Origin of the sequence: Mucilaginibacter limnophilus (genome assembly GCF_004005815.1) — a bacterium.
In the GTDB taxonomy this organism is placed as follows: Bacteria; Bacteroidota; Bacteroidia; order Sphingobacteriales; family Sphingobacteriaceae; genus Mucilaginibacter; species Mucilaginibacter limnophilus.
Genome location: NZ_SACK01000002.1, coordinates 577,079 through 599,432 on the forward strand (window position 1 = coordinate 577,079; position 22,354 = coordinate 599,432).

The 22,354-nt window shown below is 42.3% G+C and carries 22 protein-coding genes; 12 read left to right on the forward strand and 10 right to left on the reverse strand.

Annotation, left to right across the window (positions count from 1 at the left end; genetic code table 11):
- Positions 1-156 precede the first annotated feature (156 nt).
- The 4 genes from EOD41_RS07070 to EOD41_RS07085 form a co-directional block, all read right to left on the reverse strand.
- Complete coding sequence (locus EOD41_RS07070) at positions 157-3,888, reverse strand: sensor histidine kinase (protein ID WP_127704082.1); 3,732 nt, start codon at positions 3,886-3,888, stop codon at positions 157-159.
- Positions 3,889-3,942: 54 nt separating this feature from the next.
- Positions 3,943-4,830: an ACP S-malonyltransferase gene (fabD, locus tag EOD41_RS07075; protein WP_127704083.1), complete on the reverse strand. Its 888-nt coding sequence runs from the start codon at positions 4,828-4,830 to the stop codon at positions 3,943-3,945.
- Between the two features lie 117 nt (positions 4,831-4,947).
- Complete coding sequence (folE, locus tag EOD41_RS07080) at positions 4,948-5,586, reverse strand: GTP cyclohydrolase I FolE (protein WP_127704084.1); 639 nt, start codon at positions 5,584-5,586, stop codon at positions 4,948-4,950.
- Between the two features lie 8 nt (positions 5,587-5,594).
- Positions 5,595-6,011, reverse strand: coding sequence for a 6-pyruvoyl trahydropterin synthase family protein (locus EOD41_RS07085; RefSeq protein ID WP_127704480.1), 417 nt, complete (start codon positions 6,009-6,011; stop codon positions 5,595-5,597).
- Between the two features lie 76 nt (positions 6,012-6,087).
- Here EOD41_RS07085 and mqnB point away from each other — a divergent pair, with 76 nt between their 5' ends.
- Both mqnB and EOD41_RS07095 read left to right on the forward strand, forming a co-directional pair.
- Positions 6,088-6,756 (forward strand): futalosine hydrolase, encoded by a 669-nt coding sequence (gene mqnB, locus EOD41_RS07090; RefSeq protein WP_127704085.1) that lies wholly within the window; start codon positions 6,088-6,090, stop codon positions 6,754-6,756.
- Positions 6,757-7,205: 449 nt separating this feature from the next.
- A complete protein-coding gene (locus EOD41_RS07095) occupies positions 7,206-8,051 on the forward strand; it encodes a menaquinone biosynthesis family protein (RefSeq protein WP_127704086.1) in 846 nt (281 codons plus the stop codon).
- Between the two features lie 8 nt (positions 8,052-8,059).
- On the opposite strand, the gene EOD41_RS07100 is transcribed toward EOD41_RS07095, so the two are convergent.
- From EOD41_RS07100 to hflX, 3 genes are all read right to left on the reverse strand, one after another.
- Positions 8,060-8,584 (reverse strand): hypothetical protein, encoded by a 525-nt coding sequence (locus tag EOD41_RS07100; protein ID WP_127704087.1) that lies wholly within the window; start codon positions 8,582-8,584, stop codon positions 8,060-8,062.
- A gap of 183 nt (positions 8,585-8,767) precedes the next feature.
- Complete coding sequence (locus tag EOD41_RS07105) at positions 8,768-9,145, reverse strand: hypothetical protein (protein WP_127704088.1); 378 nt, start codon at positions 9,143-9,145, stop codon at positions 8,768-8,770.
- A 65-nt stretch (positions 9,146-9,210) separates the two neighbouring features.
- Positions 9,211-10,395 carry a GTPase HflX gene (gene hflX, locus EOD41_RS07110; RefSeq protein WP_127704089.1) on the reverse strand — a complete coding sequence of 395 codons (1,185 nt, stop codon included), beginning with the start codon at positions 10,393-10,395 and terminating at the stop codon, positions 9,211-9,213.
- Between the two features lie 285 nt (positions 10,396-10,680).
- Between hflX and EOD41_RS07115 the strand changes: the two genes are divergently transcribed.
- Genes EOD41_RS07115 through EOD41_RS21230 form a run of 3 tightly spaced genes read left to right on the forward strand, consistent with a single transcriptional unit; the run spans position 10,681 to position 11,818 of the window.
- The gene (locus tag EOD41_RS07115) at positions 10,681-11,298 is read left to right on the forward strand and encodes a M949_RS01915 family surface polysaccharide biosynthesis protein (RefSeq protein WP_127704090.1); all 618 of its coding nucleotides are present in this window, start codon (positions 10,681-10,683) and stop codon (positions 11,296-11,298) included.
- Between the two features lie 26 nt (positions 11,299-11,324).
- Entirely contained in the window at positions 11,325-11,552 is a 228-nt protein-coding gene (locus tag EOD41_RS07120) for a hypothetical protein (RefSeq protein ID WP_127704091.1), read from the forward strand.
- Positions 11,537-11,818: a type II toxin-antitoxin system RelE/ParE family toxin gene (locus tag EOD41_RS21230; protein ID WP_127704092.1), complete on the forward strand. Its 282-nt coding sequence runs from the start codon at positions 11,537-11,539 to the stop codon at positions 11,816-11,818. Before EOD41_RS07120 ends, EOD41_RS21230 begins: the two co-directional genes overlap by 16 nt.
- Before the next feature lie 14 nt (positions 11,819-11,832).
- On the opposite strand, the gene EOD41_RS07130 is transcribed toward EOD41_RS21230, so the two are convergent.
- The gene (locus EOD41_RS07130; protein WP_127704093.1) at positions 11,833-13,233 is read right to left on the reverse strand and encodes an MBL fold metallo-hydrolase RNA specificity domain-containing protein; all 1,401 of its coding nucleotides are present in this window, start codon (positions 13,231-13,233) and stop codon (positions 11,833-11,835) included.
- Positions 13,234-13,359: 126 nt separating this feature from the next.
- Between EOD41_RS07130 and EOD41_RS07135 the strand changes: the two genes are divergently transcribed.
- From EOD41_RS07135 to EOD41_RS07150, 4 genes are all read left to right on the forward strand, one after another.
- A complete protein-coding gene (locus tag EOD41_RS07135; RefSeq protein WP_127704094.1) occupies positions 13,360-13,830 on the forward strand; it encodes a hypothetical protein in 471 nt (156 codons plus the stop codon).
- Positions 13,831-13,837: 7 nt separating this feature from the next.
- Entirely contained in the window at positions 13,838-14,209 is a 372-nt protein-coding gene (locus tag EOD41_RS07140) for a BlaI/MecI/CopY family transcriptional regulator (RefSeq protein WP_127704095.1), read from the forward strand.
- A 2-nt stretch (positions 14,210-14,211) separates the two neighbouring features.
- Positions 14,212-15,966 (forward strand): M56 family metallopeptidase, encoded by a 1,755-nt coding sequence (locus tag EOD41_RS07145; RefSeq protein WP_127704096.1) that lies wholly within the window; start codon positions 14,212-14,214, stop codon positions 15,964-15,966.
- Positions 15,967-16,102: 136 nt separating this feature from the next.
- Positions 16,103-16,879 carry a DUF1835 domain-containing protein gene (locus EOD41_RS07150; protein ID WP_127704097.1) on the forward strand — a complete coding sequence of 259 codons (777 nt, stop codon included), beginning with the start codon at positions 16,103-16,105 and terminating at the stop codon, positions 16,877-16,879.
- 1 nt (position 16,880) lies between these two features.
- On the opposite strand, the gene EOD41_RS07155 is transcribed toward EOD41_RS07150, so the two are convergent.
- Positions 16,881-18,107 (reverse strand): acyltransferase family protein, encoded by a 1,227-nt coding sequence (locus tag EOD41_RS07155; protein ID WP_240663238.1) that lies wholly within the window; start codon positions 18,105-18,107, stop codon positions 16,881-16,883.
- Between the two features lie 241 nt (positions 18,108-18,348).
- Between EOD41_RS07155 and EOD41_RS07160 the strand changes: the two genes are divergently transcribed.
- Complete coding sequence (locus EOD41_RS07160) at positions 18,349-19,539, forward strand: anhydro-N-acetylmuramic acid kinase (protein ID WP_127704098.1); 1,191 nt, start codon at positions 18,349-18,351, stop codon at positions 19,537-19,539.
- Here the strand turns inward: EOD41_RS07160 and EOD41_RS07165 are convergent, their stop codons facing one another.
- Positions 19,540-20,103, reverse strand: a complete 564-nt coding sequence (locus tag EOD41_RS07165; protein ID WP_127704099.1) for a putative glycolipid-binding domain-containing protein — start codon at positions 20,101-20,103, stop codon at positions 19,540-19,542.
- Between the two features lie 139 nt (positions 20,104-20,242).
- On the opposite strand from EOD41_RS07165, the gene EOD41_RS07170 reads away from it, so the two are divergent.
- Positions 20,243-20,689 (forward strand): cytochrome B, encoded by a 447-nt coding sequence (locus EOD41_RS07170; RefSeq protein WP_127704100.1) that lies wholly within the window; start codon positions 20,243-20,245, stop codon positions 20,687-20,689.
- Positions 20,690-20,899: 210 nt separating this feature from the next.
- The gene (locus EOD41_RS07175; RefSeq protein ID WP_127704101.1) at positions 20,900-22,309 is read left to right on the forward strand and encodes an anthranilate synthase component I family protein; all 1,410 of its coding nucleotides are present in this window, start codon (positions 20,900-20,902) and stop codon (positions 22,307-22,309) included.
- The last annotated feature ends 45 nt before the right edge of the window (positions 22,310-22,354 follow it).

Below are 22,354 nucleotides of genomic sequence, written 5' to 3' on the forward strand. Positions count from 1 at the left end.
TTAATAAAGTGATAGAAAAAGGCTGCCTGAGGGGCGGCCTTTTTTGTGCAATACTTATCAGCTTTGTCATTCTAAACGTAGGGAAGAATCTATTCGCTGATAGATGTTTCGTTCCTCAGCATGACAGGAGGCATATAGTGTACTTACAAGATGCTTTTATGCCGATGGCAGGCTAAAATAGAAAGTAGTGCCTACGCCAATGGAGGTTTCAAACCATACTTTACCGCCGGCATTTTCAATAGAGTTTTTAATAAATGCCAATCCCAGGCCGGTACCAGAACTTTTAGTGGTAAAATTCGGCTCAAAAATTCGCTCACGCATTTCTTCTGGAATGCCGTTGCCGTTATCCTTAAAGCTAAGCAATATGTTTTTACTGGTTATGGTATAGTTGATGCTTATAACGCCTTTACGATCGGGCGGTGTGGCTTCAATGGCGTTCTTTAACAAATTGTTGAAGCAGCGCAATAGCTGGTCGCGGTCGGCAATTATATAGAACGGTTTTTCAGGCTGAGGGAAGCTTATAGTAAGATTATCCATCTGCTTAAAAATAGTTACTGCCTGGTTAAGCATATCAAAAATGTTAAGTTGCTCCATCCGGGTATCGGGCATTTTAGCAAATGCCGAAAACTCCGAAGCTATTGACGACAAGCTTTCAATCTGCTCAACAAACGACCGGCTGAAACGCTCAAATTTCTGGTCGAACTTAGGGTCTTTATCTCTCCACGATTTTTCAAGCAGTTGCAAACCGAGCTTAAGCGGCGTAAGCGGATTCTTAATCTCATGCGCCACCTGTTTGGCCATTTCACGCCAGGCGCTTTCACGTTCACTTTGCGCCAGCTTTTGCGCGCTGTTTTCAAGCGCCGAGATCATCTTATTGTATTCTTTTACCAGTGCGCCAATTTCATCATCGCGTTCCCACTTGATAGGCTCGTTTTTTCTGCCATAAATAATGCGGCCTAAACTGGTTTGTATAAAGTTAAGCGGCGCGGTTATTTGTCGTGCAATGATAACAGCCAATAGCCCGATGGTGATAAAGATCATAGCGTACACGTTGATCATGGCATTAAGCAATGACCCTATACGTTCTTTATAATCGGCCTCGTTGCTGTAATAAGGTAACTGCAGGTAGGCCAATATATGATCGTTTTTATCTTTAAGTGGTGCATATACGGATTTATATTTCAAACTGCCCAGCGATTCGCTATTAACAAATTCCGACTTTTTCAGCTTAGCCATGTAGATGTACGCCTTGCTGTTCATCAGCGGCTTTTGCAATCCGTACTCGTAAATTTTGGGCTGTGTAGTTGCAAGCAGCTTGCCCTGCGGATCAAACATACTCAGGTCGGCCGAGTAGGTTTTGGCTACTTCTTCAAAGTCGTTAAAATCTTCCTGCTGGATGTTGTTGATGTATTTATTGAATAAGCCTTCTTCAAAGGCTTGTGTAATGCGGCTTATCTTATTGCGTATCATCTCCTCCTGCTGGTTATTGTACTGTGTACTAATGAACAGGAATGTAATAAAGCCCACCATTACAAGCGTTACCACAACGGTAAGTATTATAGAGAACTGGATACGGGTTTTGTACAGTATCTTATCAAAATTGATGCTAAAACTCCATTTTATGCGGTTCTCGCTAACGGTTAAAATGCGTATGCGTAGCCAAAGCCATCTAACCAAAATAATAAGTAGCGCAAACAACAGTATCAGTACAAAAAAGAAGGTAAGCGAAGTAATGCCGAAAAACAGCATGTTCTCTTCCTTTGTAATAACAATAAGGTTACGCGCCGATGGTTTATAAATTAAGTGGCTGTATGTATTAAATTTACGATACCACTCAACACGATTGCTTTTGGTTGATATAAACTTAAATTGTTTAAGTGGCGGTGTAAACTCACTATTAACCAGATCATACACATAGCTGCCGTTTTTAGTCACAAGCCGGTTATCTGTATAAAAAGCGTACGAATATTCTCTAAACTTGTCCTTATCGTCATTGTCGCCTGTTCGAAGTAACAAATCAGGGAAAGAATGAGGCGTATGCAGGCTTTTTGACTTCAGCTCGATAACCATTGTGCCTGAGTTTACTGCTTTGTTCTTTACAGGAAGTATGGCAAAATAGTACTGAAAGCCAAACGTATCGTTCTCACGGTAAAAATAGTCGGACACTTTGAAGGAACTGTAAATAACCATATCCTTAAAGATATCCAGAGAGTAATCGCCACCCGCCATAGGTTGGTCATCGGGGTTAAAGCGGTAAACCTGGAGTTCATATCTCGACAAGTAATCATCGAAATACAGTTTCTTTAGGCGTGTCTTCAGATAGCTTTCGGGCCGTTGGGAATTATTAAAAGCGTCAACAATAAGCGGATCTTTTAATATCTGCTTCTCTATGCGTTTAAGCGCTTGGTTGGCATTATTATCATCAGGAACAAGCAGTTTACGCGCCAGCAATTTACGGGTGTCAGCCTCTTTTGAGCTCTGGAAGTTGTTCAGTTCAATAGAAGAGATAACCGAGCAGATAAGCACCATAAGCAGCAACGACGATGGCGATAACAACGACCGCTCATACCGGTAGCTATAATATCTTATTGACGTTAACAGCGCAAGGAAAAGGAAAAAGGGTGTAAACTGATACTGCCAGGTAATTAATACAGTAGCAGCTATAATCAATATAATAAACCAGCCAACCTTTTGGTATGATGGGATAGGCAGTTTCATGCATACCTCAACACATACGTCATTCAAAAAGAAAAATATCAGAAAGGCGAAGCATAGCATAACAAGGCCTGTAATGCTTAGTCCTGATAAATTAAGTACGTTGGTTACATCAAAATTGATGTTTGAGTTAATTACCAGCCCGTAGAAAGTACTGAGTAAAGCCGTTGCACCGCCAATCAGTAAAAGTGTGCATACTATTAAAATAAGGTAATTACCAGCTTTACTTTTTACGTTGGTAAGTAGTTTATGCCGATGCAAATACAAAAAGCCAGTAAGCCAGCAAATCGACAGTAGGTTTATACTCAGGTCGCCGAGCGAGCGATATACTACACTTGAAGCGTAAAACTTGGGATTAAAGGCGTCAAGCCTATCTGAAAAGTCGGGAAGGTTATAGTATAGGTTGACAAATCTTACCACTACTATAAAAGCGGTTAAGGCAAGCACTGCTAACACTATACGCCCCCTGTTGGCTAAACTGTTACATAACTCGTGCACTAACACACACAAAGTGGTGAAGGCCAGCAGCCATAATATAAATTCAGAATAGTAAAACTTACTGTTTACAATATTGGGTTTCAGCTTAACCGAGAACAGATAAGAGCCATTGATACTGTGTATAGCGCGAAATTTAGCATCGGTTATATCGGCAAGTTCAATGGTGTTATTATCAAACAAATCCTGATCTATCCCGTTGCGCAGGTACTTGTTTTGCAGGGCAAAATCGTAAACAACCGGGAAAAAGAAGATGGCCGAAAAGTTGCCCTTCGTTCTTCTGATGGTTTCGTAATAACCGTTTGGATGTTTGGTAAACGAATAGCCTTCTTTTATCACCGCCGGGTTATCGGGCAATACTCGTATACCGCTCCAAAATGCAAGCTTATTGTTTTTCAGGGTGAGTACCCAAACACGGTTCTTGATAGTGAACTCGTCTATCAGGTCAAGTGCAAGCTTGTTGTTTTTTTCAAGTGTTTTTAACTGATTGAATCTAACGCTGTCGTTTACAAGATCATCTATTGTTTGTTCGCGGGCATGTATCTTGCCTTCAAGCGCTTTGGCTGTTTGCTCAAGCGTTTTCTCGGGAGTGTACGACCGAGGTACAATTAAAGCAGTTACAAACAAGCTTACGGTAAGTAAGGCCAGCAACCAACGAATTTTTACCCTGTAACTCAAGCTTGTAAAATAGATAGATAAATGTAAGTAAAATGGGCGGTAAACCGCCCGGATTTAAGCTTTCAGTTCAGCGCTTTGTGTAGTTACTGCACGGTCGACTTTTTTAACCAAACCCTGCAGCACATTACCCGGACCAACCTCGGTAAACGAAGAAGCTCCGTCTTCAAGCATATGCTTAACAGTTTGCGTCCAGCGCACAGGCCCTGTCAGTTGGGCAATCAGGTTATGTTTTATCTGCTCAGGATCGGTATATGGCTTCGCGTCGATGTTTTGATAGATCGGGCAAACCGGTGCTTTAATGTCGGTTTTAACAATAGCTGCTTCCAGCTCAACACGTGCCGATTCCATAAGCGGCGAGTGGAACGCTCCACCTACATTAAGTTTTACAGCTCGTTTGGCGCCTGCTGCGGTAAGCTTTTCGCACGCGGCATCAACACCGGCAATAGTGCCTGATATTACCAATTGGCCCGGGCAGTTATAGTTTGCAGGTACCACTACATCAGTAAGCTGCTGGCAAATATCTTCAACCGTAAAATCGTCCAGACCTAAAATAGCCGCCATGGTTGATGGCTGTATTTCGCAGGCTTTTTGCATGGCGTTGGCTCGTGCTGCAACCAAACGCAAACCATCTTCAAAACTTAAAGCGCCTGCCGAAACCAGTGCCGAAAACTCGCCAAGCGAGTGGCCGGCAACCATATCAGGCTGGAAATCTTCACCTAAGGTCTTAGCCAGGATAACCGAATGTAAAAATATGGCAGGTTGTGTTACGCGGGTTTGTTTAAGGTCTTCATCAGTACCGTTAAACATAATGTCGGTAATGCTGAAACCCAGAATATCATTAGCCTGTTCAAATAACGCGCGTGCCTGTTCAGACTGTTCGTAAAGATCTTTGCCCATGCCTGAATATTGCGCGCCTTGTCCGGGGAAAATATATGCTTTCAATTTTTAGAGATTTGTGATCAGAGATCAGTGGTTAGTATCAATAATTTCAGTTAACAAGATTATGGCTTAGTGGTTTGTTATGGATGGCAACTAATCTCTAATCACCAACCTCAAATCCTAACTTAACCTCGAAGATATTAAGTTCAAAAATTCGGTACGGGTTTTTTCTTTCAAAAACTCACCTGTAAACGCCGATGTGGTGGTTACCGAGTTTTGCTTTTGCACGCCACGCATGCTCATGCACAGATGGCGGCACTCAATTACTACACCCACGCCTACAGGATTAAGCGTTTTTTGTATACAGTCGCGAATCTCGTTGGTCAAACGTTCCTGTACCTGCAGCCGTCGCGAAAATACATCAACAATACGCGGTATTTTGCTTAGCCCAACTACATATCCGTTAGGGATGTAGGCAATATGCGCCTTGCCGAAAAAAGGCAGCATATGGTGCTCACACATTGAATATACTTCAATGTCTTTTACTACTACCATCTGGCTGTATTCTTCCTTAAACATTGCCGAGGTTAATATTTCTTCGGCGTTCAAATCGTAGCCATGAGTAAGGTATAACATGGCTTTTGCCATGCGTTCGGGCGTTTTTACAAGCCCTTCCCTGTCGGGATGCTCGCCAATAAGTTTCAATACGTCGCGGTAATGGTCTGATAAGCTGTGTATCAGGTCAGGATTATAACGGTCTATTTTTTCGTAGCCGTCAATATCATCATCGCGGTCGGGTATATGCTGTCCAGTGATCATGTTATGGTTTATTCGCCAAAGTACTCGGCGTAATTGTTTTCGGTTTCATGCAGGCGTACCGAGTGCAGAAAAACGCCTTCAAAAGCCTCAATAGGCGCTTTAAGCTGCTTGAAAATCTCTATGCAAAGTAACTCGGTCGATGCCATTTTTCCCTGCATAAAGTCAACATCCTTATTTAGATTTTTATGGTCGAGCTTATCCACCACATACTCAAGTATTATGGCTTTCAGGTCCTTTAAGTCCATCAGGTAACCTGTTTCGTAGCTGATGTTACCTTTGATGGTTACAAACAGGTTATAGTTATGCCCGTGCCAGTTCGGGTTAGCGCACTTGCCAAACATTTCAAAATTCTTCTCTTCGCTCCACTCATCGCGGTACATGCGGTGCGCGGCATTAAAGTGTTCACGGCGCGTAATGTAAATCATCATATTTATTGTGGGTGCAAATATACAAAACAAAAACAGCGTAGTTGTTTTATCTTAGCTGTCAAATTATTGCCATATGCGTGTACTGATAGTAGCCGCCACCGCACCTGAAATTGAGCCGCTTACAGCCGATATGCGCTTCGCCATGTACGATTGCGACCAGTGCTCACACACCACCCGCGATAAAAAAGAAGTGTTTGAAAAACTGGATATAAAAACCTTGATCACAGGGGCGGGCATGGTGGCAACCGCATTCGCTTTAGGTAGGCACCTGGCAGCAAACCAGTATGATCTGGCAATAAATTTAGGTATATGCGGCAGTTTCGACCGTCATATTGAATTAGGCGAAGTATTGGAAATTACCCAGGATACTCTTTCAGAACTTGGCGCCGAAGACCACGAAGATTTTATAACGATAGATAAACTTGGATTTGGTGAGAGCGTGTTTCAATCAAGCTATAAATTGCCTGACACTATCGATATAAAAAAAGCTACGGCTATTACGGTTAATACCGTGCATGGCAACGATGCATCGATACAAAAAACCGCTAAGCGCATAAGCGCGCAGTTGGAAAGCATGGAAGGCGCGGCGTTTTTTTATGCCTGCCGGCAGATGAACGTACCCTGCATGCAAATCAGGGCTGTGTCAAATTACGTGGAAAAGCGCAATCGCGATGCCTGGAAGATTGGACTTGCCGTTAAAAATCTGAATACATTTGCAGTGGAGTTTTTGAAGACGTTATAATGTATATTCAATTAAATAAATATTTATGCTTAGTAATATCAGTTGCACTTATTATCGCTCACATTTGTATATTAAGCGGCACAAGCGGTTTTAATTTATTTACTCCTGCAATTTTAATTTCAATTACTTTTCTGCTGTTTTTTAACACTTTTAAATTTCCGTTAATACCTCGTACAATTACTCTTTATGTGTTATTTGCGATGTATGATATCGGAATAAAACTTTTTGATACTTCGCCTCACTTCAGGCAACATCAAGCATATCTCGAAGGTGTAATGATATTAGGGTTAATACCCTCTTTGTTTATAATAATTATCTCCTTATTTAAAAGTTATAATACACCTTCGTTTATCAAGGTATTCTCTTTATTAATATTGGTTACACTGTTTTACATTCATCACTCAGTTTTCTACGAGTTAGGACTTGGAAGAAATTTAAAAGGATAAATCATGAAACTAACCCTTGGCTTTTCGCCCTGCCCCAACGATACATTTATTTTCGACGCGCTTATACACCATAAAATTGATACCGAAGGACTGGAGTTCGAGGTGTTTTATGATGACGTAGAAACGCTTAATCAGAAAGCTTTCCGCGGCGAACTGGATATTACCAAACTAAGCTACCATGCCTTTGCTTACGTGGCCGACAAATACGTATTGCTTGACGCGGGCAGCGCATTAGGTTTTGGTGTGGGGCCTTTGTTAATCTCAAAACAAGAATTTTCTACTGCTGATCTTGAAAACGATCAAACGTCAAATTTGATAATAGGTATTCCGGGTAAGTACACTACCGCGAACTTTTTGCTTAGGCTTGCTTTCCCCAGAGCTACCAACAGGCAGGAAATGGTTTTTAACGAAATTGAAGACGCCCTGCTTGATGAAAAGATCGACATTGGTCTTATCATCCACGAGAACCGCTTTACTTACCAGGATAAGGGTTTGAAAAAAATTATCGACCTGGGCGATTTTTGGGAAAAGAAAACCGGATGTCCAATTCCGCTGGGGGGGATTGTGGCTAACCGCAACCTGCCTGCAGATGTTCAGCATAAAATAAACCGGGTGCTTAAAAAGTCGGTTGAATATGCTTTTGCTAATCCCAAATCCGGACTGGAATTTATTCGATCACACGCGCAGGAAATGAGCGAGGAAGTAATGTACAAGCACATTGAATTGTATGTGAATAGGTACTCTGTTGATTTGGGTGAAGAAGGAAAAAAAGCGGTGAAGTTATTGTTTGAAATAGCACGGGAAATGGAGATTATTCCGGAGATAAGTGAAGGGTTGTTTTTGAGTTAATACTAATATTAAGCATTGGCTTTTATATGCCGTATAATTCGATTGCTTGCTCGGTATGTTAGCCCGAAATCAATTATTCCCTTAGCACCACTTTCTGCTCCTCTTGCATTAATATAAAAATGATTTTTATCGAAATAAATATAAACTTCAACGGAGTTTAAGTACTTATTTTGATAAGTTATATGATAAAAATTATTTTCAATAGATTTTCTGTAAATCGTCAAATTAACCAAATAGTCACTAATGATTTTTTCTTTTTCTACCTCAGATTTATTCGAGAAAATTTCATATGTATTATAATCTTTGTTTATCCTCCATATACCATATATTCCAAGCGATATAAAAAAAGAGATCATTCCAAACATCATTACTGAGTTCCAAATATTAGCCGGAATGATATCACCATTTTCTAAAATTACTTTATACAAAAAAAAGCAACCCAAACCTATGAAGAATAGACACAACAAGTAATTGAAACAATCATTGAATTTATTGCCTTTGGTTATAGCAGTCTTGAACTCTTCTAATGTCATGAAGTAAATTTAACTCTTTTTCCTAAAATTAAACTTATACGCTATTCTTAATCCCAATACAGGTTTTAGCTTGTCGTCAACATCCTGAAGCTGCATCAAATCACCACGAAAAGAAAGCTCAAGGTTACTATGTGCATCTAACGGCATATCATACCCTACATTTGCGCCGCCGCCAATACCGCCTTAAACAATATCCTCGTTACCGCCGCTGATGTGTAAGTTGGCGCCTAAGCCGGCGAACCAACGGTTAGTGAAATAATACTTACCGCCAACGCCCAAATAAACGGTACCAAGGTCCTGCAGGCGGGTGTACAAATAGCCGTCACGGTAAATCTTCCTCCCGTTCGAATAGATTTTTCTGTAACCCAGTTCGGGTAGTATGGCTATTTGATCGCTAACGCGGATGCTGCCTTGCAGATCGAGCCCGTGGCCAAAATGGTAGTCGGATGAAAGAGGCTTGTTTATGGTTAATCCTAAGCCAATACTGCTGCGAGCTTGTCCGAAACCTACAGCAGATGAAAAAGTAATAACAGCCAGCGTAAGTAATAATTTATAGTTCATATCGGTATAGACGCAAAAAAGCCTGTAATGCTACAGGCTTTCCAAATTTATCGAAAAAAATAAGTTTAGTAAAGCAGGTGGTCGTACGGGTAGCGAGCAGTATGGATCGCTTTTACTTTGTCGTACAATAACTGCCTGAACTCGTCGATGTTTTCCTTTTTGTACGCCGAAATAAACACCGCCGGACTGTTGTTCTTGGCCATCCAGCTTTGCTTGAAATCTTCAAGGGTTAACGGTTGTGCATCTTCACCCTCAAAGATCTGTACTGGTTTGTACGCGTCAATCTTATTAAAAACAGTGATCACTTCCTTATCAATGGCGCCCAGGTCTTTCAGCGTTTCGTTAACCGTGCGAATTTGGTCTTCAAAGTTAGGGTGTGAAACATCCACCACATGCACTAAAATATCTGCTTCACGCACTTCATCGAGTGTCGATTTAAAGCACTCCACCAAATGGTGAGGCAGCTTGCGGATGAAACCAACAGTGTCTGAAAGTAAGAACGGCGCGTTATCAATTACCACTTTGCGTACAGTCGTATCCAGCGTAGCGAACAATTTGTTTTCGGCTAACACCTCTGATTTCGACAGCATATTCAAAATAGTCGACTTGCCAACATTGGTATAACCCACCAGCGCAGCACGCACCAGCTGATGACGGTTTTTGCGCTGTGTTTCGTTTTGGCGGTCAATTTGTTTCAGCCTGTCTTTCAGTAATGATATTTTGTTCAGGATCAAACGCCTGTCAGTCTCTATTTGCGACTCACCCGGGCCACGCATACCAATACCACCCTTCTGACGTTCCAGGTGGGTCCACATACGGGTAAGGCGGGGTAATAGGTATTGCAGTTGTGCAAGTTCAACCTGGGTTTTAGCCTGTGCCGTTTGCGCACGGCCGGCAAATATGTCGAGTATCAGGTTGTTACGGTCGAGTATCTTTACACCAAGCTCATTCTCAACATTGCGTAGCTGCGATGGGGAAAGCTCATCGTCAAACACAACAATATCAATCTCTTCTGCTTTTACATATTCCTTTATCTCTTCCAGTTTTCCGGTGCCTACATAGGTAGCACGCTCGGGGCGTTGTAGCTTTTGTGTGAAATGCTTAACAGTATTGCCGCCAGCAGTTTCAACCAGAAACTCAAGTTCTTCAAGATATTCTTTTTCCTGTTCTTCAGTTTCGTTAGCGGTAATAACGCCAACTAATATCACTTTTTCCTGCTTTTCAGCAGTATCATAAAATTTTTGTCTCATTCAGTAAAATGAATTACAATGCAAATGCCAATTTAGTAAAAAGGCTGTTGTATAATGCGTTTATGCCAAAATTTCATAACACAGGTATAATGCCCCTGGGGCATCTGCAATAAATTATAAAAAATCGGTTATTTAAAATAGGTACTGTTCAACGCGTGCTTTGAGGATACGCTTTAATTGTTGAACCTGTTTGATAGAGAATTACATTTGTTTGTATAGTATGCTGCAAAGATAAAAAATTATTTAATATTGAAGTCTGATAATCCTGGTTGACAATTGTTTATTATGAAATTTTATTGCTTATTGTTACTTGCACTGATTGCGAAAGCCAGTTTCGGGCAAATAAAAACAAATGCTATCACAATAATAGATATACCTAAAAACATTACCTATGAGGGCAAGATGATCAAAGCTTTTGGATGGACTGATAAAGACGGTGATCATATATTCATTGCAGCAGAAACGGGCGAAAAAATAAGTAAAGGCGGAGAAAGTGATTTCAGAGACGCCTCATTATCTGCACTTCATTACAGTTTAAAAAATGGAAACTGGGTGCTGACATGGCGCGTTGTTGATTTTGTAAAAGAATGCCCTGTTGATATCAGCGCATCTTTTATAAAAGACGCCTTTGCTATAACGGATATTGATAATAACAGGGAAGCTGAGGTATGGCTTATGTATAAAGTAGGTTGTCAGGGAGATGTTAGCCCCACACCCTTAAAAATTATTATGTACGAATCCAGTAAAAAGTATGCGATGCGTGGCTTAAGCCGTGTGGAAGTTGCGGAATACAAAATGGGAGGAACTTATACATTTGACCAGGCATTTAAAACAGCACCTGTAGCATTCAGGCAATATGCTGACAAACTTTGGCAAAAATACAAAGTCATGTCTTGGAAATAAACCCCCTTTATCCCTAACTTTATATTATGACAATTACAGAGTTAAAACAACGTATTCATGAAAAGGTAGACAGCTCAACCGATGTTGAACTGTTGGAGAAGATTAACATGCTGGTGTCTCAAAAGGAGGATGTGTTTCAAATTCCTGAACATGTGTTACAAGGCATCAGGCAGGGGATGGAAGATATTAAAAATGGTGATTTTCTAACTTTAGAAGAATTGGAGAAACGATATGAGAAATGGCTAAAAGATTAATAGTAGCCAAAAGTGCATATTTACATTTGGATAGGATAATCGAATTTAACAATGTTAGAAATCATTCAAATACATATTCAAACAAAATAGTTAGAGCGCTTTTCAAACAGTTTCACTTGTTGGAAAAGTCTCCCTATAGAGGTAAATTTATAAGTGAGAATTCATATGTACTGATTTGGGACAAATTCTACATATTTTATTTAGTTAAAGATGATAGTATAGAGGTAAACGCCATCTATCATCAAAAGGAAAACATAAATTTTTGATTTCTATAACTTGCCTATAGATCTACCCTGCTATGCTGAGCAGGTATCTCAATATTCTTAAAACCTTTCTCTTTCAACCGTTCGGCAAAAAGTTGCTGTATGTCATATTCGCCATGAACAAGAAATAGTGTTTTTACCTGCTCAGGGTCCTGGCACGAAAGGAAATGCATCAGATCCTCATAGTCGCCATGGGCGCTCATTGATTTTATTACTTCCACATCAGCATTTACCTGGTATTCTTCACCAAAGATAAATACGTGTTTGTCGCCGCGCATCAGGTGGCCGCCTAATGAGTTAGGCTCGCAGTAGCCCACTATCAGGATGGTGTTTTTGCTGTTGTTGATGTTGTTGCGGATATGGTGTTTAACCCTACCCGCCTCGGCCATGCCCGATGATGAGATGATCACACATGCCCTCGGATCGGTGTTCAGCGCGATAGATTCTTCTGTCGATTGTACAAAGCGCAAACCCTTAAAAGCGAACGGATCGGCATCAATTTTCATCACTTCTTTTACATCTTTATTATACACTTCCGGGTGATCTTTTAACACCTGCGTGGCTTGCTCAGAAAGCGGACTATCAACAAAGTAAGGTACATCAGGTAACACGCCCTTTAGCTCGAGCGAGTTAAGTGCGTACAGCAATTCCTGTGTGCGGCCTACGCTGAAAGCCGGGATAATTACTTTGCCTTTTTTAACCAGGCAGGTATGTTTGATGATATCCAGTAAGGCATCTTCAATCGGCCCTAAATCTTTGTGAAGCGAGTTGCCGTAGGTTGATTCAAGCAAGATGTAATCAGCCTGAGGGAATTTCTGCGGACTCTTCAGCAACAGGTCGCCGTAACGGCCAACGTCACCACTAAAGGTGATACGTGTTTCTTTAGCATCCTCAAATATGGTTAAATGTACCGCCGCGCTGCCTACCACGTGGCCTGCATCGGTAAACAGTAGTTTTACACGAGGTGTTATCTCAAATTCTTCGTGATAGTCAACGATCTTAAAAAGCCGCATGGCTTCCATCACATGGTCTTCATTATACAAGGGTTCAATAAGTTCCATGTTCTTTTTCTGACGCTGGCGGTTGCTGTATTCAGCGTCCTGCATTTGTATCTTGGCCGAATCCATCAACAGTATGCGAGCAAGGTTCATAGTAGGAGCGGTGCAAAATATTTGTCCTTCAAAACCTTCAGCAACCAGGCGGGGTATCAATCCGCAATGGTCAATGTGCGCGTGCGAAAGTATCATGTAGTCGAGCTTTTTGGGGTTAAAGCCAAAGTGCTCGTTCATATCGTCAGTATGCTCTCCAAGTCCCTGAAACATCCCGCAATCAAGCAGGATACTTGTTCCGTCGTTTAGCTGAATTAAATGTTTGCTACCTGTTACGTTGCGCGCCGCGCCGTGAAAAACTATATGCATTGAGGTGTATAATTATGTGATTTGAAGAACGGGAAAATCGGATAAAAGTTTCTGCAGAAAAATAAACTAAAAAATTAGTTGTAATTATGAAAGATAACTAATAACTTAGTTTTATATTATAAACAGATGCGTTATACTGCATTTATCTTCCTGCTATTAATACCTGCAATGTGCCATGCGCAGCAAAAGGCGCTTACTTTTCAGCAAGCTGAAAAGCAGGGAATTGCCATGCAAAAACTGGATAAATTATACGCTAATGCCCTTGACGCCGATACGGCAAAAGCAGTGTTTAAAGGGGCTGAAGTTCAGGTGTTTTATAAAGCATATACCACCATGCTTTCTGATTTGAGTATCTTCCTGCAAAAAAATAATTTTAAGTGGGAAAAGCCGACGCGAATATTTCACCGCATTTATTTTGAGCCTGATGGTAATATCGACCATTACCTGCTTAATTTACAACCTACAAGTATGGATGCCGCAAAACAGGACACCCTTATAAAACAGGTGAATGAGTTTGCAAAAAATTATAAATTAGCTATTACCGCCAATAAAAAGTTTGCACAATGCAGTCCGGCTATATACCAGGACGCTAAATAACGATACTATGGAAATAAAAGAACTTACCCGCGCCGAAGAACAGATAATGCAGGTGCTTTGGCAACTTGAAAAAGCCTATGTTAAAGATGTGATTGACCAACTACCCGAGCCGAAACCGGCCTACAATACTGTATCAACCATCATCAGGATACTGGAAACAAAAGGTTTTGTGGGGCACACCGCTTATGGCAAAAGCCATGAGTACCACCCGGTGATTAGCAAGGAGCAGTACCAGGATTTCGCTTCGGACAAATTGCTGAGCGGGTACTTTGATAATTCGGTTAACAGTATGCTTTCTTTTTTTGTGAAGAAAGAAAAAATAGACATTAAGGAAGCTGATGAGATAATGAAACTGATTGAAAAATTTAAAAAGAAATAGTTATGGCTTGGTGGCAATATTTAATACTGGCAAACCTGTACCTCGTGCTGTTTTATGGGTTTTATGCGCTTTTACTTCGTAAAGAAACTTTTTTTCAGCTTAATCGCGTCTATTTGGTGGCATCGGCAATGCTGTCATTTATTATTCCGGTAATACAGGCCGATTGGGTGCAGAACCTGTTTATTACCCGGCAGGTAAAAACTGTGATTTACAATGGCCCCGTTATACTTTACCGGTTTACCCCGGTTGAAGAAAGCGTGAGCGTTGGAGAAATACTGGCTTATTTATACCTCACAGGCATTTTAATTTTAGCCGGAAAACTTATTTATCAATTTATCAGGCTGAGTAATTTAACTGCCGAGGATGAAAAAGGGGTCGCGTATTCTTTCTTCAAAAAAATAAAAATAAGCCGCGAGCTTGATCAAAACGATGTTATTGCCGCTCATGAACTGGTGCACGCGCGCCAGTGGCATTCGGTTGACGTATTGCTGATTGAAGTAGTAAGCATAATATGCTGGTTTAACCCGGTTGTGTATTTGTATCGCAAAGCCATCAGGCATATACATGAATTTATTGCCGATAGCCAGGTTGTTAATGGCGGCGCCGACAAGGCCGATTATGCTATGCTGTTGTTAAGCCATACGTTAAACGCTCCGGCGCACAAGTTGGTTAATCCTTTTTTCAATAACAGCTTGTTAAAACAGCGCATCATTATGCTGCAAAAAAACAGGTCGGCAAGGGTTAAGCTGTTAAAATATGGTTTATCGGCACCGTTGTTTGCCGCCATGCTGATTTTATCATCGGCAACGGTAAATGATGTACATGCTGTACAGTCGATAAAAATAAAAACCGCCGATGTGCTTGAAACGCCAATTACAGAGGTGAGGTTGTCTTCACCAGCGCCTGGTTCAAATAACGTCCCGGTTGCAAATAAAGACAAAAACATAACTGTAGAGCTTACAACTTCAGTTAAAAGCACTGCCCCGATAATTGACACAGTGCCTGCAAATAATAGCCCGGTGTTTACACAGGTTGAAGAACAGCCCGTATTTCCGGGTGGGATAAATGGTTTTGGTCAATATCTTGGAAGAAATATCCGTTATCCTGCTGAGGCGCGTAATAAAAAGATAGCCGGCCGGGTTTTCCTGAACTTTATTGTGGAAAAAGACGGTTCGCTTTCAGATATAAAAGTGATGCGTGGCATAGGCGGCGGTTGTGATGAAGAAGCGATGCGTGTATTAAAGAATTCGCCCAAATGGACACCCGGAAAACAAAACGGCAAAGTGGTAAGGGTGCAATATACCGTGCCGATACAGTTTGATTTGGCTACTGACGAGCCTCAAAAAACCGGATACAATAAACCCGCCATGCTCGACGCGGTTACTGTAGTAAGTTACGCTACACGTGAAGAAGCTGATGTGAAAGCAGCTACAGAATTGAAAGGAAACAATGACGTGACTGTTACCGGTTATGGACTCAAAAAGGAGTCAACAGATAAGTTCACGGTTGTTGGTTTAGGGTCTAACGATACTTTAAAAAACAGCGGTAATTTCGTCATAAAATTCACTCCAAACAGCTCAGCCAATAAAGCGCTTGTTATTATTGATGGTAAGGAATCAAGCTATGATTACCTTTCAAAAATGAATGTAAACACTATACAATCGATAAGTGTATTAAAAGATAATAGCGCTACATCAATATATGGCACTAAAGGTAAAAATGGTGTATTGTTGATCACTACAAAAAGAGATAAATAAAGGTCAGTTAATAAACTTTTTTTTGCTAAGCCATGCGGATGTCCGCGTGGCTTTTTTGTGTATGAAGTTGAATTTGAAGAATTAAAGGATTTTCGGAATTTAGTAAACGTAAATTGCTAAGCTCAAACTGAAAACTATGTCAAACATTCTTCATATACTAAACGGCGACTCTACCTTTAACAGCTTTAAACAAACCGGACTTGAAGGCGATGCACTTATCTGGCGTGAAGTGCTGTCTGAAGGGCCGCTTACACGGGATGTTTCTTCGGCTGCATTTTGGGAAGCACGTGAACAGTGGATAACGAACACTTTTGCCGTGCCGGCAGATGATTACCGCCATAACCTGGTTGATAAACTGGGTATGCTTAATGAGCCTTATGCTGAATATAACTTGTGGTTCGAGTTTGACCTGCATTGCCAGGTAAATCTGCTTGGCGTGATGAACTTGCTGAGGCAGAAGGCCGACATGAGCGAACCCGCTTTTTACCTGATTTGTCCTGACACCGTACCCGGGCGCGATGATTTCAGGGGAATGGGCGAGTTAAGCGGCAAAGAACTCGAGTACCTGTATGATAATATCAGGCTGCAGCTTACCGAATACGATTTCTCACTTGCCGCCGAAGGCTGGAACGCCTATGTAAGCGGTGACCCTGTAGCGCTAAATGAATTTATAACCAAAACGAATTTTTGGGGCGGATTGCACCTGCTTAAACCGGCGCTTGAGGCGCACTTAAAACGCCTGCAGGTTAATACAAATGGCTTAAATTATATCGAACAAAAGCTTCAGGATATTTACAACAGCGGTATGATCACTAAGCATGGCATTTATAAAGCTTTCTGGAAGGATGAAAAAATATACGGCATGGGCGACAGCGAAATTGATATTTACCTGAACAAGCTTGGAATAATTTAGCTTATACTTTAATAATGATCTTTTTGCGGTAAAGCACCCACATTACCAGCCATACTACAAGCACCCAAAACACCGCCATACCCAGCGAAGCGTTCACAGGCGTTAGCCAGCCTTTAAATAAAACGTCGTATAAGGTTTTATTAGCGGTACCGAAAGTAAGCTTGTTCAAATAATGCGGGATGTACATCGACAGCATGTAAGCTGTTATGGCATTCACGCCAAACGGTACAAAAAAGCCGGTGATCCTTTTGTGTCCATGCACATCAATCAGCCAGTAGCAGGCCGCCAGCACCATTAGCCCGAAACCGCCGGTATATAGCACGAACGAACTTGTCCACAATGCTTTATTGATAGGAAAGAAGAGTCCCCAGATCAACCCAATAACTATCGCTACAAAGCCCAGGGTGAACAGCCAGCTTACTTTGGTGCTGTCGTCCCGGTCTTTGCGTTTTAACCAGGTGCCGGCACGTATGCCTATCAGTCCGGTAACTATGGCAGGTAGGGTGCCTAATAAACCTTCCGGATCCCAGGTTTTGGAGAATACCCACAGGTGGTCAGGAGTAAAGATCAGCCTGTCCAGCCAGGCACCGATGTTCTTGTCTTCGGCGTTTATATCAGGTGCGCCTTGCCCGGGTACAGGTGTATAACTTAACAGCAGGTAGTAGCCAATGAGTAGGATTGCTATAAGCCAATCGCGGGTTTTTTGAGATGTTTTTAAGTAAAGAACCGTACATATAAAAAATACCAGCGCAATACGCTGCAATACACCTGGCAGGCGCAGCGTTGCTAAACCCGGATGAAAAAGTAGTTGTGTAACTAGGCTAAGGGCTATCAGTACCAAAGTGCGCCGTAGTGCAGTCGATAGTATCTTCGGGTGGTTGGCCGGATCAGCCTTACGGCTTTCCATCGCGTATACAATGGATACTCCTACCATGAACAGGAACGATGGGAAAATCAGGTCGGCAAAGGTGCAGCCATGCCATACCGAATGCTCAAGCGGCGGGTAGATATGGCCCCAGTCGCCGGGATTGTTTACCAGTATCATTGCGGCAACGGTAGCCCCACGGAAAACGTCGAGCGATAATAAACGTGTGGAAAGCTGGCTCATGGGCTTAAAAGTATCCATCTTATACCGTAATTGCAAGGTGTTGACGTCAACAGAGTCAACACCATCAACAGAGTCAACACCCGTCAACAGCGTCAACACCATCAACAGCGTCAACACCATCAACACCATCAACACCCGTCAACACTGTCAAAATATTGGCACCACTTTTACCATTAAAATAAGTATTGCCTAAGTTCCCCTCTTTAGAGGGGTTGCACTATATTACCTGCAGCACTAACAATCACGGGGTGTGTTATCCGTGACAAAGTCCATTAACACACCCCTGCCCCTCTCGAGAGGGGAGCCGACTTACCACCCGCGCACGCCTTGCGCCTCACGCCAAAAACCATAACTTTGGCTAATGGCCACCTTTAACCGTAACCTGCAAAAACTTTTTGATGTCGCCCAAAAGCCTGAACGGCTCGTCATCGGACTAATGTCCGGTACGTCGCTCGATGGGTTGGATATAGCCTTATGCCGGTTTACCAGTAGCGGTTTTGATACAAAGTTTGAGCTGTTGCATTTTACTACTATACCCTATCCTGAAAATTTTAAAGACGACATAAGGCAGGTGTTTGCTAAACGGCAGGCTGATATGGAAAAGCTGTGCCTGCTGAACGCGAAGGTTGGCACTTACCATGCTGAACTGATAATACAGGCATTAGATAGCTGGAGGGTTGACGCGGCTTCGGTTGATCTGATTGCCAGTCACGGGCAAACGGTTTATCATGCTCCTTCAAGGCTTCATGGTCATTTAGGTTATCCTAACGCAACATTGCAAATTGGCGATGCCGATCATATCTCAATAAAAACCGGCATTATTACTTTAAGCGATTTCAGGCAAAAACATATAGCCGCCGGCGGCGAAGGTGCGCCTTTGGCCTTGTATGGCGATGTATTGTTAGGAAGCAAGCAAGGCGAAAACAGAATTTTGTTGAACATTGGCGGTATAGCCAACCTTACGTGGCTTCCGGCGGAAAAAAGCGAAACGGTGCTTTGTACTGATATCGGTCCGGGTAATACCCTGATAGATGCCGCCTGCAAAAAATATTTTGATAAGCCTTATGATGAGGATAGCCGCATCGGATTTTCAGGAACGGTAAATAATGAGCTGCTATCCCCATTGCTCAATCATCCGTTTTTTAACGAAAGCCTGCCCAAAACCACCGGACCCGAGCTGTTCAATCTTGCCTACGTTGAAAGAGCGCAGGAAGCAGCCGGAGTTCAAAACATCGAACCAAACGACCTCATAGCTACGTTAAGCGCCTTCACCGCAAAAAGCATAGCTGATTTTGTGAAGCAGCATTGCATTGGCGATGATATAAAACTATTTACCAGCGGCGGCGGGGCGCGAAATCCTCATGTTATTAAGCAGCTCGAAAATGAACTGTCCGGCACCAGCATACAAAGCAGCGACGCCATTGGTATCAACCCTGATGCCAAAGAAGCGATACTCTTCGCGCTGCTGGCTAATGAAGCCATTGTTGGCGAGCCGTTGCAAATAGGCAATAACCCCACTGTGCTAATGGGAAAGTTTAGTTTTCCGGCCTGATCATCCGCAGTACACCCGCTCAAAAAGCTGTGGATAGTTTACCACCAGTCCTTCATCATCAAAAATGATATCGGCTGTAAAGCTTTTGTCGGCTGTTTCAAACCGGTAGGTGTTTTCATTAAGGCGTGTGTAGGTTTGGGTTTGTACAGATGTTTGATGCTCAACAACATCAATATATAAAACAGTGATTGTCTTGCTTTCCCCAGCCTTCAACTCAAGCGACTTTACAGCCAGCGTGTTGGTGAACGGCGTTACCGAAATATCAACAGCCGCACACTCGCAATACAGCGGGTATTGTATGCCTTTGTTGGTCCAGTTGCCTTTGGGGTCGATGCTATAATTTACCTTATGCAGGTTGTTGTGCAACTGGTATGATACCTCGAAAGAAGTGGTGCGCCATTTGGCATCGGCATGCAAAATATAATTTACCCTGAACGGAACATTATCAATAACTCCCAGCACAATTGCGCTTACCGTGTTTACCCGCTCACCCATGGTTACCATACAGTTTTCAAGTGTGCAGTAATCGCCGGTTCCTTTCCACAAAATATTCCGCTGTTTCATTATCGAATAACAGTACAACAGGTTGTAAGTTTTATTCCTAATATGGTGTTTGCCGGCAGTTAACTGTGCATTAATATGCGTTAAAAACCTATTGTTTATGCCTCAAATTGTTCTACTTTTGTTTCAAACATTACTTTCAATGACACTTTATACGTTTTTTAAAATGGCCCATTCGGGCTGGCGGTATGTGGTTTTCTTGCTGCTGGTGATAGCTGTTGTAGCCGCATTTGTCAACTGGTTTGGTAAAAAAAATTACAGCAACGGCAACCGTAAGCTTAACATGTTCACTATGATATCGGCACACATACAGTTTTTGCTGGGTTTGGTGCTTTACTTTTTAAGTCCGTTTGTGCAGTTTACCAGCGACACCATGAAAGTGGCTGAAACACGTTACTGGACAATGGAACACGTAGTAATGATGTTGTTTGCCATTGTACTTATAACAATTGGCCATAGTAAATCAAAAAAAATACAGGTTGCTTACCTGAAACACCGGGTGGTTGCCATTACGTACGGACTGGCCTTACTGGTTATTATACTGGCTATTATACAAAGCGGCCGACCGCTGTTTGGCACAACCGCCTAAAATTGTAACAAAAAATTTGCGAATTCATTTTTCTTTATAAATTTGCCAACGCATATGATCAAAAACACTCAAATAAAAAGCTGGTGGCACCAATTAAATTTGGCAGCCGGCATGAGTATTTAAGATCAACTACTAACCAATTGTAAACCTACTTAGGACCCGGCGAATTTCACTCATTCGACGGGTTTTTTTGTTTATACGGATTTAGATATGGAGAAATTTAAAATAGTTACCACACATAAAAAGCTACTTGCCGATACCACCACGCCGGTTAGCATTTACCTGCGCCTGCGCGATGTGTTCCCAAATTCGCTGCTGCTTGAAAGTTCTGACTATCACAGCCGCGAGAACAGCATGAGCTATGTTTGCTGCGAACCTATTGCAGGGCTGGTGCTTAATCAGGGTGAATTAAAACTGCGATATCCGGACGGTGGTAAAGACGTGAAAGCTAAAGGATCGTTTGAACTAATAGATGAGATCAATAATTTCCTGCTGAGTTTTGAGGCTGAGGAAAGGACTTCAAAGGTGATATCAAGCGGTTTGTTTGGCTATTTTACCCACGAGGCGGTTGAGCATTTTGAAACCATCAGGCTGAAACAGGTAGAAAATGATGCACGCCGGATACCTGAAATGCAGTACCATATTTACCGCTACATTATCGGTATCGACCACTTTAAAAACGAGCTTTACATCTTCCATAACACTATTGAAGGAGAAACCACTAAGGGTAGCATCGACAGAGTAGAAGACCTGATTAAAAACAAAAACTTCCCTGAGTACAGCTTTAAAAGCAATGCCGCCGAAAACAGTAACCTCAGCAATGAGGAGTTTATTGCCATAGTGGAGAAGATGAAGCAGCATATTTACCGCGGCGATGTTTTCCAGATAGTACCTTCACGTGCGTTCTCAAAACAGTTTAGCGGTGATGAATTTAACGTGTACCGCGCACTGCGCTCTATCAATCCTTCGCCATATTTATTCTATTTCGATTACGGCGATTTCCGCATATTCGGTTCATCGCCCGAGGCACAGATCACCATTAAAAACCGTGTGGCCAGTATTTTCCCTATAGCAGGAACATTTAAGCGCAGCGGTGATGATGAGAGAGATGCCGAAATAGCATACGAACTGATGAACGACCCTAAAGAATCGGCAGAGCACGTGATGCTGGTTGACCTTGCCCGCAACGACCTTAGCCGCCATTGCGAGGAGGTAGAGGTTAAAGCCTTTAAAGAGGTTCAATACTACTCACACCTTATACATCTTGTTTCGCACGTGGGCGGAAAGCTGCATCCGGGCGTATCTTCATTTAAAATTGTTGCTGATACCTTCCCGGCGGGTACGCTTAGCGGCGCGCCAAAATACCGTGCTATGGAGATCATCGACGAAAATGAGAACATCAAACGCAGCTTTTACAGCGGCGCTATCGGTTACCTTGGTTTTAACGGCGACTTTAACCATGCCATTATGATACGTTCATTTTTGAGTAAAAACAACATGCTGCACTACCAGGCGGGCGCGGGTATTGTAGCAGGTTCGGTACCCGAGAGTGAACTGAACGAAGTAAATAACAAAATAGCGGCATTAAGGAAGGCAATTGAGTTGGCAGAGGAGCTGTAGCCCGAAGCCCCACCCGGCCTCCCTTAAAGGGGAGGTGATAAAGTA